We start from the raw sequence: 13,594 nt of genomic DNA, 5'->3' as shown, positions 1-13,594 counted from the left end.
TCAGCAATTCCTCGATCGGGATTTTGAGCGCGAAATTCCTCACCCGACGGTAAAGCTAGTTGAGCATTTTCGATGTCGGCGATCGCACTGTTGCCTTCTGTTCTGGTAATAGCTTGCAGCAATTGCCCCGCTTCAGTTTCTAAGATGACTTCCAAACCAGCCCCAGTAGGGTTAAGCTTTACACCTGTTACTTGTACGACTGATTGAGAGATTCGCACAGCATCAGAAACAATAAAACTTGACGGCGATTGCTCAAGTAATCCTTCAACACTGGTGCTAGGGCAATCAATGTCGTTGAGTTTTGGTATGTCTGTTATTGGTTCAATATCAGGATTAGCAGAAGTGCGATCGCTATTACTAGATATCTTCAATTCACCTGGTGGAACAGGCATCCCGTCTGCTTTTGAGGAGCTTTTTTGGATATTTGTTTTGTATTCTGAAGCAACTGTCAAGTCTGAATTGAGTTTTTGGACTTGATTTTCTACAAATACCTTGGCTTCTAACTCCTCGCTTTGGGATGAGGGCTTTTCTGCGATCGGTTTTTGGGACGGGATGACAGAAGGGATCGCCCACCATTGAGTGCGATCGTTCTCTTTGGAGGGATTTACTGAACTCGGATCGGGGGCGATCGCGGGTGTAGCTTCAGCAGAGTCGGAGTTAGCGCTGTCAGAGAAACTTCTTGGCCCTGCCGCTGCTACTGGCATGATACCAACGCTCAGCAGTGCAACACATAAAAAAGGTACACGCAGTTTCATTTTCATTCCCACCCCACACTTAAAAACTTGAACTGCTACAGCATTTGTAAGAGTGAATGCACCGATGGAACTGCACTCCCGACTCGTACTATGCTGAAAATCTACCCAAGCAAACACGAAAACTAAGGCTGTCAGTAACAGGCGCAGCTATCTGTGGTCGCAATTTGAATCCAGTTTCTTGACACGAGCGACGATACACTCGGATCGCGGTCAACAGCCCAGCGATTTATCACTAATTATTTGCAGTAGCCTCATCAAAATAAAATAAGGGTGCTGCTAATGTCAAGCAATAAGTCAAAGTTTTTTATTACTAATTTTTATCAAGTTTTATCAAGCTGCACGCTGGTTTATGCTGGCGATTTTGGGGCACTGCCGTCTGCGCGACTCACTCCAAGCTGCGAATACCCTACCCTAAAATTGGTCGATTGACTGCATCGTTCTGCTTTGGATACTGTGAGCTCACTTATGACTATTGAGGGATTACTTCAAAAATAATTATCAATTACTATTTGCAAAATCAATATTTTAGACTTACAGTATAAAACCTAATCAAGAAATAATATTAATAAGTTCTAGCAGTAGCTAAAGAATAACCTTTTGAGAGAAGATCGCGGTCATCAGCTTGGCGATCGCAAAACTCAAGATTTTCGGGTTGCAATGAGTGCAAAAAGTAGAAGGGATCAACTTTTCAAGGACTTTCGAGAAATCTCTAGTAACAGTTCGACAGGTGTAGACTTGTTGCGCTACAGGTGTCTGCACCAGCCTGACCAACTAGCTTTTACCTTTCTCAAAGACGGAGCAACATAAAGCGATCGCCTGACTTACAGCGAATTAGATGTCGTAGCCGAGCGATCGCAGGTCAACTTCAGGCTTTAGGTGCTAGCGGCGAACGCGCCTTATTGCCTTATCCGCCAGGACTAGACTATCTTGCGGCTTTTTTCGGATGCTTGTACGCTGGGGCGATCGCAGTCCCAGCTTACCCGCCCCGCAATCAGCGCCACGCAGCCCGACTTCAAACAGCCGTATCAGTTGCAACCGATTCCCAAGCCGCGATCGCCCTCACCACAACAGCGATTTTGCCCCAAGTGCAATCCTTGCTGGCAGACAAAATCGGAGCTATACATTGGGTCACTACCGATACAATCCCCCCCGGAATCGAAGACACTTGGCAAAAACCCTCAATTCACGCCGAAACCTTAGCATTTCTGCTTTGATGATGCGAATTTTATAATTATCTTGAACTTTTTTCTGCTGGTTATACAGATTTTCTGCGTGAGTAATTAGTCCTATAAGTTAATCATAGTCTAGACCCAATAGCCGAGTAGTTTCTGAGGGATGTCTTTCTATGTGTTCGCGAAGTTGACTCATTTTTTTTACATAAATCTCCATTATAATAATATATTTGCAATTCAACGATAGTTTGTTTTTTGGAGATGTCTAATAGTTAAATGAAACGGTTTGCTGGTTTGGGAGTGCGTAAGTCCTCAATAATTCCTCATTAGCGATTAAGTAGAGCCACACAAAAAAAGTTGACAATGTAACAAAATGTAAACGAATCACAACCTCTGGGATTGCTTCATTTCACTGGCAATGACATACTTATGTTTTTCGCAGTTCGTCTACTTCGCGATCGGGATGAAGTCACTTTTTCCCCGACTCATATCATTTGAGATTTATTTGAAATTTGAGATGGGAAATAGCTTATTATGTAGGACTTTGCAGCTTGTGTAGAGTTGCATTCATTTTTTGAACTGCTATCACTAATGGCGTTACACCCTCCTAGCAACGCAGCAATCTCAAAACGCTCCCTTCTATCCATTTTTATTTTCCCGAGGTGCTAAATCACCTGTGGCTGAGATAAACTGATTTGGAAGTAGATCGCGCGTTTTGCAAGTTGCCTCTGTGTAACCGAGACACTGCTACTGCAACCTGTCATCAGCCCCAGCAAAATAGGTGCCAAATTTAACTCTACAGTCTCCAATTTCCATTAACAGCGCGTCTACAATCTAAAATCAAAAGTGAGCAGCAAGGACAAACCGATGGCGAACTCAACTCTTGGCCTAGAACATCAACTTTACGATTATCTGTTATCTATTTCTCTGCGGGAGCCAGATATTCTCGCTTCACTACGGGAAGAAACTGCTAAACATCCTATGGGGATGATGCAGATTGCTCCCGAACAAGGTCAGTTTATGGAGCTCATAGTGCAGCTTATGGGAGCGACCAAAACCTTAGAAATAGGGGTTTTTACTGGTTATAGCTCGCTGTGCGTAGCTTTAGCGCTGCCTCCTAACGGTCAAATTATTGCCTGCGATGTCAGCGAGGAATATACTGCGATCGCACGACGCTATTGGGAAGCTGCAGGCGTTGCTAATAAGATTTCTTTGCAGTTGGGCCCAGCTATAAATACTCTCGACAAACTAATAGCCGAGGGACAAGCAGGAACCTTTGATTTTGCCTTCATCGACGCCGATAAAGAAAATTATGAGGCTTATTTTGAGCGATCGCTGCAACTTGTACGCAATGGGGGTTTAATTGTAATTGACAATGTTCTGTGGTCAGGACGAGTTGCTGACCCTCAAGTACAAGACGAAAGTACCACCGCCATTCGTACTTTTAACGACAAATTGCGTAACGATCCCAGAGTTACTCTCAGTGTCGTCCCCATTGCTGACGGACTGACTTTGGCATTGAAACGTCGCTGGGCTACTCTGATGGAACCTGAACAGCATCATTAAAGAGGTGTTTGCGGTTTGCGGTTCATTTTAAAATTGCCACAAACTGCTAATTATTCAAGAATATACAAGTCAGTTTTATATATAGAGTAATGTGCGCGTGCCGCACCCTATAAACTCAAAAGTATAGAGTAAGGTGCGGATGGCGCACCCTACAGAATGATGTATTTTTTAGTTAATCAGAGGCGCAAATGCTGGGTTCAAATTTGCAGGTAAAATTACCGATTCACGAAACTTTTCAATGTACTGTTCAAGGCGAAGGTTACTGGACGGGGACTTTAGTTGATTTTATCAGATTGGCCGGTTGCCCTGTGCGGTGTCCTTGGTGCGACACCGGTTACGCAAATGGGGGCAAAGGTTTGCCCTCTGTGCCGCAGTCGATCGCACAATTGCTCGCTCAATTGCAGTCTCCGAGAGTGGTAATTACTGGCGGTGAACCTTTCATTCACCAGAATTTGCCTGAGTTAGTTGAAGCTTTGTTAGAAGCTGACAAGCAGGTGAGTATTGAAACTTCGGGCGCTTGCTGGCAGGATGTGTCTCCGCAGGCTTGGATTACTCTTTCTCCGAAGGAACACGTCAATCCTAAATATCCGGTGCAAGAGCTTTTTTGGACTAGAGCAAATGAAATTAAGTTAGTGATTAGCACTGGCGAAGAAGTTGAATTTTATCACAAGCATTTGGAAAATAATGTGAATATTCCGGTTTTCTTGCAACCAGAATGGAACTCCAAAAAATCAGCGATTCCCATTATTTTGGAATTGCTGAAACAAAATCCTAGTTACAGGTTATCTTTGCAAACTCACAAATTTATTGGCGTTCAATAATTTGATGATTTAGCCAGATATATTGGTCAGGTGGGCGGTGCTGAATGGGGAGTCCATCGCCCTACAATCTGTGGAAATAGGTGCTATAATTCAAGCAGCAATTTATGATAAGTTGAACGTAAGGGAAACAACTACGGAAACCCCAATGGGAAAAGTGATCGCAACCGTAGTAATTACGAATCGGCTGGATGAAGCTAAAGCAGAAGATGGTGTGATTCCAATCGAGCAAGTGAGGCCTGTTACTCTAGAAAATGTTTTGGTGGATACGGGCGCGACAACTTTGTGTTTGCCTAAAGATGTCATCGCCAGACTGGGTTTGAAAATCCTCAAGCAAGTAGTTGTGAAAACAGCCACGGGCATTAGTGAGGCGAGGATTTTTCGGGATGCTTCGATTTCGCTGTGCGGGCGCGAAGGGACTTTTGAGTGTTGGGAATTGTCCGAGGGGAAAACGCCACTTTTAGGCGTGATTCCGATGGAAGCGCTGGGAATTGAAGTGGATTTGAAACATCAAAGTTTGAAGGTTTTGCCCGACGGACCGACGGAAACTTATTTGACAATTCTTGGATATTCTTGAGTTTGGATGCCAGCTATTCGATCGGCAGCGCTAAGATGGTTAAGCACTGTTTTGCACTACTCTCATGTCCCAACGCGCCAAAACCTCAAACAGCCAGCCAAGTGCATCCCGCAACGGGCATAATGTGACGAATTCTCACTCTAACAACCAAAATACGATTCGGGTTCGCGGTGCGAGACAGCACAACCTGAAAAATATCGATCTGGAACTGCCGCGCGATCGCCTGATCGTTTTTACTGGTGTCTCGGGTTCTGGTAAGTCTTCCCTCGCTTTCGATACAATTTTTGCCGAGGGACAACGCCGCTACGTGGAGTCTCTCAGCGCTTACGCGCGCCAGTTTTTGGGACAGTTGGACAAACCGGATGTGGACGCGATTGAAGGCTTGAGTCCGGCTATTTCGATCGACCAAAAGTCAACTTCTCACAACCCGCGATCGACTGTTGGCACTGTTACAGAAATTTACGATTATCTCAGATTGCTCTACGGCAGAGCCGGCGAACCGCACTGTCCGATTTGCGATCGCTGCATTGCGCCGCAGACAATTGATGAAATGTGCGATCGAGTCATGGCACTTCCCGACGGCACTCGCTTTCACCTTCTGGCACCAGTTGTGCGCGGAAAAAAAGGCACTCACCGCAAATTATTGTCGAGTTTAGCTGCGGAAGGATTTATTCGCGTTAAAGTTAACGGAGAAATTTTAGAACTGTCGGAAAATATCGAATTAGATAAAAATCATACGCACAATATCGAGATAGTTGTCGATCGGTTAATTAAAAAACCCGGTTTAGAAGAACGTTTAGTTGATTCTCTGGCAACTTGTTTGCGCCATTCTGAGGGGATTGCGATTATTGAAGAGTTACCGACTGAAGAAAATTCCCAACCACAGGGGCCGATCGTATTTTCCGAAAACTTTGCTTGTCCGGAACACGGCGCGGTAATGGAGGAACTTTCACCCAGGTTATTTTCGTTTAATTCGCCCTACGGCGCGTGTCCGAACTGCCACGGTTTGGGGAGTTTGCGGACTTTTGCGCCGGAGTTGGTAGTTCCCGACGAAAAAGCGCCTCTTTATTGTGCGATCGCGCCTTGGTCAGACAAAGACAATTCTTATTATCTTTCTTTGCTGTGCAGTATTGCTGATACTTGCGGGTTTGATATCGACACTCCTTGGTATCGATTAAAGCCCGAACACCAGCGCGTGATTTTGTACGGCAATGAGCAAAAGCGCACCGCAGAAGGTAAAAAGCGCGAGGGCAGCACTGATTTGAGGAGAGATTTTAATGGCGTGATTGCCATGTTGCAGCGCCAGTACGACGATACTGGTTCTGATTTGATCAAGCAGAAGTTGGAACAGTATCGGGTCGATCGCTCTTGCGAGGTTTGTCACGGCAAACGCTTGAAACCCGAGGCGCTTTCGGTGCGGTTGGGACAGTACGGAATTGTGGATTTAACCAGTATTTCGATTCGCGAATGTCGCGAACGAGTAAATAATTTGGGATTGAGCGATCGGCAATTCCAAATATCCGACTTAGCCCTGAGAGAAATCAAAGCAAGGCTGCAATTTTTGCTCGATGTCGGGTTAGATTACCTGACTTTAGACCGCGCAGCAATGACGCTTTCTGGCGGAGAAGCCCAGCGAATTCGGCTAGCGACTCAAATCGGTTCTGGTTTGACGGGTGTTCTCTACGTTTTGGACGAACCCAGCATCGGACTGCACCAAAGAGACAATTTTCGCCTGCTGCAAACATTAACAAAATTGCGCGACTTAGGCAATACTTTGATTGTGGTAGAACACGATGAAGAAACCATGCGAGCGGCCGACCACATTGTGGATATCGGGCCCGGCGCCGGCGTTCACGGTGGCAAAATTATCTCGCAAGGAAGTTTAGCAGACTTGCTGGCAGCCGAGGAATCTTTGACCGGGGCTTATTTGTCGGGAAAACGAGTAATTGAAACCCCTAATGAAAGAAGAAAAGGCAACGGCAAAGCTCTCTCAATCATAAATGCGACGCGCAACAATTTAAAAAATATCGATGTCGAAATTCCCCTCGGAAAACTCGTCTGCGTGACGGGGGTTTCCGGTTCTGGAAAATCCACTTTAATCAATGAATTGCTGTACCCGTCGCTGCAACACTATATCACCAAAAAAGTGCCTTTACCGCCCGATATGGACGCCCTCAAAACTAAAGGCGAACGCTCTCTAGAGGATGTGGTTGATAAGGTAATTGTCATCGATCAATCTCCTATCGGCCGCACTCCGCGTTCTAATCCCGCTACTTATACGGGCGTCTTTGATGTGATTCGCGATTTGTTTTCCGAAAGCATTGAAGCGAAGGCAAGAGGTTACAAAGCGGGGCAGTTTTCTTTTAACGTGAAAGGGGGAAGGTGCGAAGCTTGCGGCGGCCAAGGCGTGAACGTGATTTCGATGAATTTTCTGCCGGATGTTTACGTGCAGTGTGAGGTTTGCAAGGGTGCGCGCTACAACCGGGAAACGCTGCAAGTTAAGTACAAAGGCAAGTCGATTTCTGATGTTTTGAACATGACCGTAGAGGAATCTTTGGAGATGTTTAAAAATATTCCCAGGGCGGGCGCGAGACTGCAAACTTTGGTTGATGTTGGTTTGGGTTACATTCAGTTGGGACAGCCGGCGCCGACGCTTTCTGGGGGCGAAGCGCAGCGGGTAAAATTGGCAACGGAACTGTCGCGCCGCGCTACTGGGAAGACGCTTTATTTAATCGATGAACCGACGACTGGTTTGTCGTTTTATGATGTTCACCATTTGTTAAATGTGCTGCAAAGATTGGTGGATAAGGGGAATTCAATTTTGGTAATCGAACACAATTTAGATGTGATTCGGTGCTGCGATTGGGCGATCGATTTGGGGCCTGAAGGGGGAGATAAGGGCGGCGAAATTATTGTGGCGGGGACGCCGGAGGAGGTGGCGGCAAATCAGAGGTCTTATACTGGGAAGTATTTGCAAGCTGTTTTGCAGCAGCATCCTTTGGGGGAGGCTGTAGCCGTTAGTTAATACTAACAGGAATTACGCAATTCTCATAATTAGTAAGGTGCGTCAGATATTTAAACCTTAAATAATCGTTTAAGAAACTCACCTGACGCACCCTACAATTAAAATACGTCGTCTAATTGATAGAATATAGGTGCGAATCCTTGGCCCCTCCGGATATATTTACAAAATAGGGATGATCGCTCATGAATCGGAAATACTATTCTATTCGTACTGGCAAAAATCCTGATGGGAGTCGCCTGGATCTACCCAGGTTCGTTACATTTTTCAAAGCTTTTTATCTTGAGTTTCTAAAGAACGATTATTTTTATGAAAACTCTGGAGATGTCCCAGGCAAGCTAGGTTCTGATATAGAAGCACAAATGTTGCTCGACATCAGGAAACCTGACTTATGGCCAATTGAGGAAAAATGTAATAATTATTCAGAGGATGACTTGTTTGATGTCATCGAGTTTCTTTACGATCGTGTTTCTGAGCCGATTCATCGATACGATGAATGGAGTAATCATGGAGATTCTTATGACACCTTCGATAGGGAGACTGGTAAGCAAGAATTTAGAGATAGGATTAATCAGCTCTTGTGTGACTATAGAGAGGGATATGAACTCTCCGAAAAGGGTGAAATTCTAGAATCTCCAGAGCAAGGATTTGAAGAGTTAGTTCTTGAAAACTTGCCTCCTTACGATCCTGAAAATGTTGAGCAGCGAGTTGAATCCGCAAGTCTTAAATTTAGACGTTCTCGCTCATCTCTCGATGAAAAGTATGATGCAATTCGAGACTTATTTGCTGTTTTGGAGTTTCTGCGTGATCAAATTAAGGAAGTAAAATTAAACCACGCCGAGAGGGCTTTATTTGAGATAGCTAATACCTATGGAATACGACACCACAATGAAAAGCAAATGCAGGATTATGACAAAGCCATTTGGTATAATTGGATGTTCTATTACTCTCTGGCAACGATACACGCTTGTTTAAAGCTAATTAAAAAGGCTAAAAACCAGTCACCATAAGCGCTAGGGGTAACACTTTATGGCAGCGGACGAGCAAAAACCACTGGTGATGAATTCGAGGTTATTTGTCGCCGCTGCATTTTACGGCTGATTGTCTCAATCCGTTATGACATCGGAAGCTGCATCAAGAGTTAGGGATTCGGCGGAGATTCTCATCCAGCCCTATGAGTCGCTACAAACCTCCGCCTAACAATAGAACACCATATTTTGGTTGGTTGGTAATTTTCGATCGCACAGACAATGCACCCCAACTGTCACAAATCGGGATTTTGGATGAAAGATTAACTATCTTGAATTGTGGGAGAAAGTGCCATATTTTGGGCTTCTCTTTGCATGAATTCAATGTCCGATCGCGACCAAGTGCGGGGCCCGCTGCACTGATGAGCAATTAACAGCCCCCACAGTCCTTTGTTCGTTAAAATTGGCACAACTAAATTGGCACGAACTTTCAGGCTACGCAGAAAATCTCGGTGGCATTGGTGAATTGGTTCTACTTCAATATCTGTAATTGCTCTAACTCTGCCGGCTTCGTACAAAGCAGCGTGGTCGCCGTTAAAACACTCATCTGGCCCCGTTGAACCCAAGATTGAGAGTTCGAGCGCACTCAACATCTCGTAAGTCACTCGACCTTGCCACTGCTTGTAAAAATGATAAAGCACCGCGCGATCGCTCTGCAAAATTTCTCGAATGTCGTAGAGGGATTTTTCAACTAATACGTCGCGCTTTAGACGATCTGTCAAGCGGTTAACAATGTTTTGCAGCCGATCGCCCGACATAGTATTAACTCCTTTAATTCCTAGTACACTCGCCCGATCTTAATTATTGAACTGGCACCATCCCAACACCTCAAAATGTTGCGCTTCGGGATTTTCGCGCGCTCAAAAATGAGTAATTTTGGGCTTGACAGTTGTTGATATGCCAGCAATATTATACTATTATTTTGCCTGAGATAGCAATCTTTTCGGAAAAGGGGCGATGGCGTCTAGCCCTCGCCCGTGCTACGGCTTTTTTTTACGCAGCCCTTTTGCGAAGAACCACCGACGGGACGCCAGTTCCACACAGGAACAGAAAAGGAAGAGTTTACAAGTGCTGGGAGAATTGCTAGATCTGCCTAAAGTTGGTTCCTCTCAAACAGAGTAACTGCTACGATTTTTCTAAAGCTAAAGAAAGCATTAAATATGTCTGTGCTAGAAGCTGCTTGGAAACACGAATTTATCCCTACGAACGGCATCAAACTGCACTATGTCACTCAAGGTTCTGGGCCGCTGATGCTGATGCTGCACGGATTTCCTGAATTTTGGTATTCTTGGCGACATCAAATCCCAGAATTTGCCTCAGATTATAAAGTAGTGGCTGTAGATCTCAGGGGTTACAACGACAGCGACAAACCTCACGATCAATCTGCTTACGTGATGGCAGAGTTTGTGCAAGATGTCAGGGGCATTATTCAGGGTTTGGGATACGAAAGTTGCGTCTTAGTTGGTCACGACTGGGGAGGCGCGATCGCCTGGAATTTTGCTTATGCTTATCCCCCAATGGTGGATAAATTAATTGTGATGAATCTACCACATCCGGCAAAGTTTGCTGAAGGGTTACGCACTCCCCAACAATTGCTGAGAAGTTGGTACATCTTTTTGTTTCAGTTGCCAGTTTTGCCGGAGTTGTTAATTCAGTTGGGCGACTATCAGGCAATTTCGGCTGCTTTGGAAGGTATGGCAGTTAACAAAAGCACCTTTAGCCCCTCAGATATCGAAGCTTACAAAGATGCGGCGGCCAAACGGGGCGCTCTGACTGCTACTATCAATTATTACCGCAATATTGCTCGCGGATTTCTCGATCGCCAGAATTGGAGCGTGCTGCAAGTTCCGACGCTGATGATTTGGGGAGAAAAAGATGTCGCCCTCGGCAAAGAGTTAACCTATGGAACCGCAGATTACGTGCGGGATTTTCAGATCCAGTACCTTCCCAATTGCAGCCACTGGGTACACCAGGAAGAGCCGCAGTTAGTGAATCGGTACATGAGAGATTTTTTGGCAAGCAAAGCTGTTTGAATTGATATTGGGCAGTATTTTCCGCTGGCGCAGGGTTTTCCCCCGGGAGGGCTTTTTAGTAATTTCAGTCTTGGACGCACTCTGACACTCAGAAACCGGGTTTTTTACCGAGATTGAAGGTTTTAATTAAGTATTTTCCTAAAAAAGCCTGTTTCAAGTGAGGCCTAATTTCTCTACTCAACCTCAATGTCTCGACGCTCACCGACTGCTGATGCCCTCCGTCGTGCGCCCGCTCATTTCGCTGGGCTGAATGCGGTAGATTGCAATTACCTGCGAACGTCCCAGCGAGTCAATCCAGGTGCGATTGATGGCGGGTGAAAGTGTGGGGTTGTGTTCTTTGACCAATTGCATCGCGCGATCGATGTCTGGCTGTTGCGTGAGGCGTTCTGCTCGCCCGTTCACCACAACGCTGCGCCAGTCTTGGAAATCGCCGACTTCTTCCACTTGCAAGCAGACTTCTGGATTGGTGTCTATATACTTCGTTTTCATCCCGACTGTTGTGAAAATGTATATGTCCGAATCTTGGAGAGAATAGTGCATTGGCAAAACGTAGGGATGCCCTTCAAATACACAGCCGAAGTGTCCGTGTCTTACTTGCTGCAAAAGTTCTTGTATTTCTTTTGAACTCATTTAATCAATATCTAACATGGTTATACTCCTTTAAAACTTACTCTAGAGAAATCCATCGATGTTTTAGGTTGCTTCACGAGTGGGGCTTTTGGTCTAATTATTGCATTTTTGATGCGCCTGTTTTGTGGCTCTAAAAAAGTATAGAATTTCCCTAAACATAACCTGGGTTAGTCTCAAATATCATCTCCGATATTTATTGTGGGAAAATTTGTAGGATTTGGGAAATAAACCTTCGGCAATTGCTGAGGGTTTATTGTTTTTATTAAATGGGGAGCGTCTAATTAATTAATAAAAGCATTTTTTCCTAACGGGGCTTAAACAAATTTTCAGCCCCGATAAAGCCCAAACTCGCTTTATCAGCAGCTCGGGCGTCCATGTTTTCTTGTTACCAGCGAACAAAAGGCGCTCGTCCCCTGGAATTCTCTGACACTAGATATAATCCGTGCTCAAAAAAACATCGCCGCATAAGCGCAGCGCGCAATTTAGTGATGGTTCTACGCTGCGGTTATGCGGCAAATGCGATCGGCTTGACGCTGATGACCCGCCCTGTCTGGCGTCACTGCCGAGCCTGGTGTATAACTCCCCCAAACGCTTGAAATCTCTTAGTTTGTGGGTGTACACTGCCCTCATAGCGTATTGGTGCGATCGACCGGCTTTACCTCATCCTACCGGCTGGCGATCGGCAATAAACCTAGTTTATTCTTAATCACCTGTTAAAAGTATCAGATTTAACGATCGCAGCCTTCAATATTTCAAGGATTTGAGGGTCTTCTTCACCACCTTGACATGGCTGGCGCTTATAACATAGAGTAGAATTTTTGTCGCATCCTAAGAGCGAGCCAGTACGTCCTAAGCTTGACATTGTAAATATTTTGACTGTTGCTATAAGTTTGAGTTAAAGGGATATTTTTATTTATGAAGTATAATCGATTTCAAGAATTAGATATGATGAGAGGCTTTGCTGCCTGCTGGGTAGTGGGGGTTCATTTTTGGTACTTCAATTTCTTGCCTCCATTTTTTGGATACAGCAACTTTTTCGAGTATGCAAAAGTAGTAGGCCCAGCCTCGACGATTGCTAAGTTTTTTCCCCTACCCTTTAATAGTGTAGGCAATATAGTTTTTGATTTAGTGAATATATTTTTCTTGCTTGGATATCAGGGAGTTCATATTTTTTTCATTCTCAGTGGTTTTGGACTGGCTTATTCAAGAATTTTAAAACCTGATGAAAGCTGGATTAATTTTATGAGAAAAAAAATTATCCGGCTCTACCCTACCTACTGGATACTTTTAGCTGTATCTTTGATAATTCCTCGGTTAAGAGCGGATTTATTTTATGGCTATTTTGATTGGTGGTCATTTTGGAGAAGTTGGATAATTCTCGATAAAGCCATACCATTTTCTTGGTTTATGTTTCCCCTCATCCAATTTTATTTGTCTTTCTTTTTTATATTTAAGTTGTTAAACAAATATTCTATTAAACAGTTTATTTTAACTTCTTTTTTTATTAAAGTTACCTATACTTTTTTAGTTTTAATTTTAGGATTTAACCTGTTTAAACCAATATTGGGCGACATGGTTTATCCGGGCTATTTAGCAATTTCAAGGTTATTTGAGTTTTGTTTAGGCATGGCAATGGCCAAGGTTTATGCAAGTAATCCTACTTTATTAATTAATTACCTAACTAAGCCCGTAACAATAGCCCTAGCAATAATTTTTGAAATATTGGGTATTATGGGTTCCTTCTCATTTTCAAATGCACTAAAATTTCTCGGCGTAATTTTACCTTTTGGACTGTCTTTTTATGATGCTTTTATTGGATTTGGCATATTTGTAATTATTTAATTTTTTTAGAAGTTTAATAAAATTGTCTTACTTAATAACGAGCTTTTTAACATGGATTTCTAATATTTCCTATGAACTATAGCAATCCTATATGAATTGTGAAAAGGCATCAAATCTTTTCAAGTTAGGAAAATTGAAAAGATTATATTTA

At 44.0% G+C, this 13,594-nt stretch carries 13 protein-coding genes; 10 read left to right on the top strand and 3 right to left on the bottom strand.

Annotation, left to right across the window (positions count from 1 at the left end; genetic code table 11):
- A partial coding sequence (locus QUA47_RS27985) for an AMIN domain-containing protein (RefSeq protein WP_333433180.1) occupies positions 1-755 on the bottom strand: 755 nt, incomplete at its 3' end.
- Positions 756-1,352: 597 nt separating this feature from the next.
- Here QUA47_RS27985 and QUA47_RS27980 point away from each other — a divergent pair.
- From QUA47_RS27980 to QUA47_RS27950, 7 genes are all read left to right on the top strand, one after another.
- Positions 1,353-1,562 (top strand): hypothetical protein, encoded by a 210-nt coding sequence (locus QUA47_RS27980; RefSeq protein WP_333433179.1) that lies wholly within the window; start codon positions 1,353-1,355, stop codon positions 1,560-1,562.
- On the top strand, positions 1,559-1,969 hold the full coding sequence (locus QUA47_RS27975) for an AMP-binding protein (RefSeq protein WP_333433182.1): 411 nt from the start codon (positions 1,559-1,561) through the stop codon (positions 1,967-1,969). The genes QUA47_RS27980 and QUA47_RS27975 overlap by 4 nt, the downstream gene beginning before the upstream one ends.
- 825 nt (positions 1,970-2,794) lie before the next feature.
- Positions 2,795-3,493, top strand: a complete 699-nt coding sequence (locus QUA47_RS27970; RefSeq protein ID WP_333286897.1) for a class I SAM-dependent methyltransferase — start codon at positions 2,795-2,797, stop codon at positions 3,491-3,493.
- 188 nt (positions 3,494-3,681) lie between these two features.
- On the top strand, positions 3,682-4,314 hold the full coding sequence (locus QUA47_RS27965; RefSeq protein WP_333433178.1) for a 7-carboxy-7-deazaguanine synthase QueE: 633 nt from the start codon (positions 3,682-3,684) through the stop codon (positions 4,312-4,314).
- Positions 4,315-4,459: 145 nt separating this feature from the next.
- Positions 4,460-4,888 (top strand): retroviral-like aspartic protease family protein, encoded by a 429-nt coding sequence (locus QUA47_RS27960; protein WP_333433181.1) that lies wholly within the window; start codon positions 4,460-4,462, stop codon positions 4,886-4,888.
- Positions 4,889-4,952: 64 nt separating this feature from the next.
- Positions 4,953-7,913 carry an excinuclease ABC subunit UvrA gene (gene uvrA, locus QUA47_RS27955; RefSeq protein WP_333433177.1) on the top strand — a complete coding sequence of 987 codons (2,961 nt, stop codon included), beginning with the start codon at positions 4,953-4,955 and terminating at the stop codon, positions 7,911-7,913.
- 182 nt (positions 7,914-8,095) lie between these two features.
- Entirely contained in the window at positions 8,096-8,920 is an 825-nt protein-coding gene (locus QUA47_RS27950) for a hypothetical protein (RefSeq protein ID WP_333433176.1), read from the top strand.
- A 281-nt stretch (positions 8,921-9,201) separates the two neighbouring features.
- On the opposite strand, the gene QUA47_RS27945 is transcribed toward QUA47_RS27950, so the two are convergent.
- On the bottom strand, positions 9,202-9,696 hold the full coding sequence (locus QUA47_RS27945) for a GAF domain-containing protein (RefSeq protein ID WP_333433175.1): 495 nt from the start codon (positions 9,694-9,696) through the stop codon (positions 9,202-9,204).
- A 402-nt stretch (positions 9,697-10,098) separates the two neighbouring features.
- On the opposite strand from QUA47_RS27945, the gene QUA47_RS27940 reads away from it, so the two are divergent.
- Positions 10,099-10,971, top strand: a complete 873-nt coding sequence (locus QUA47_RS27940; RefSeq protein ID WP_333433174.1) for an alpha/beta hydrolase — start codon at positions 10,099-10,101, stop codon at positions 10,969-10,971.
- 198 nt (positions 10,972-11,169) lie between these two features.
- Here QUA47_RS27940 and QUA47_RS27935 read toward each other — a convergent pair whose 3' ends face one another.
- Positions 11,170-11,601 (bottom strand): pyridoxamine 5'-phosphate oxidase family protein, encoded by a 432-nt coding sequence (locus QUA47_RS27935; protein ID WP_333433173.1) that lies wholly within the window; start codon positions 11,599-11,601, stop codon positions 11,170-11,172.
- A 442-nt stretch (positions 11,602-12,043) separates the two neighbouring features.
- On the opposite strand from QUA47_RS27935, the gene QUA47_RS27930 reads away from it, so the two are divergent.
- Together QUA47_RS27930 and QUA47_RS27925 are read left to right on the top strand one after the other, a co-directional pair.
- A complete protein-coding gene (locus QUA47_RS27930) occupies positions 12,044-12,307 on the top strand; it encodes a hypothetical protein (protein WP_333433172.1) in 264 nt (87 codons plus the stop codon).
- Positions 12,308-12,516: 209 nt separating this feature from the next.
- Complete coding sequence (locus QUA47_RS27925; protein WP_333433171.1) at positions 12,517-13,443, top strand: acyltransferase; 927 nt, start codon at positions 12,517-12,519, stop codon at positions 13,441-13,443.
- The last annotated feature ends 151 nt before the right edge of the window (positions 13,444-13,594 follow it).

Origin of the sequence: Microcoleus sp. MON2_D5, assembly GCF_036701905.1 — a bacterium.
Taxonomy (GTDB): domain Bacteria; phylum Cyanobacteriota; class Cyanobacteriia; order Cyanobacteriales; family Microcoleaceae; genus Microcoleus.
Note: the sequence above shows the minus strand (reverse complement) of the source record. Positions and strands in the feature narration are given on the sequence as shown.

Excerpts from the sequence above, each read along its gene's own strand:
- QUA47_RS27970 (WP_333286897.1), top strand. The coding sequence starts at position 2,795 with ATGGCGAACTCAACTCTTGGCCTAGAACATCAACTTTACGATTATCTG.
- QUA47_RS27965 (WP_333433178.1), top strand. The coding sequence starts at position 3,682 with ATGCTGGGTTCAAATTTGCAGGTAAAATTACCGATTCACGAAACTTTT.
- QUA47_RS27960 (WP_333433181.1), top strand. The coding sequence starts at position 4,460 with ATGGGAAAAGTGATCGCAACCGTAGTAATTACGAATCGGCTGGATGAA.
- uvrA (WP_333433177.1), top strand. The coding sequence starts at position 4,953 with ATGTCCCAACGCGCCAAAACCTCAAACAGCCAGCCAAGTGCATCCCGC.
- QUA47_RS27950 (WP_333433176.1), top strand. The coding sequence starts at position 8,096 with ATGAATCGGAAATACTATTCTATTCGTACTGGCAAAAATCCTGATGGG.
- QUA47_RS27945 (WP_333433175.1), bottom strand. The coding sequence starts at position 9,696 with ATGTCGGGCGATCGGCTGCAAAACATTGTTAACCGCTTGACAGATCGT.
- QUA47_RS27940 (WP_333433174.1), top strand. The coding sequence starts at position 10,099 with ATGTCTGTGCTAGAAGCTGCTTGGAAACACGAATTTATCCCTACGAAC.
- QUA47_RS27935 (WP_333433173.1), bottom strand. The coding sequence starts at position 11,601 with ATGAGTTCAAAAGAAATACAAGAACTTTTGCAGCAAGTAAGACACGGA.
- QUA47_RS27925 (WP_333433171.1), top strand. The coding sequence starts at position 12,517 with ATGAAGTATAATCGATTTCAAGAATTAGATATGATGAGAGGCTTTGCT.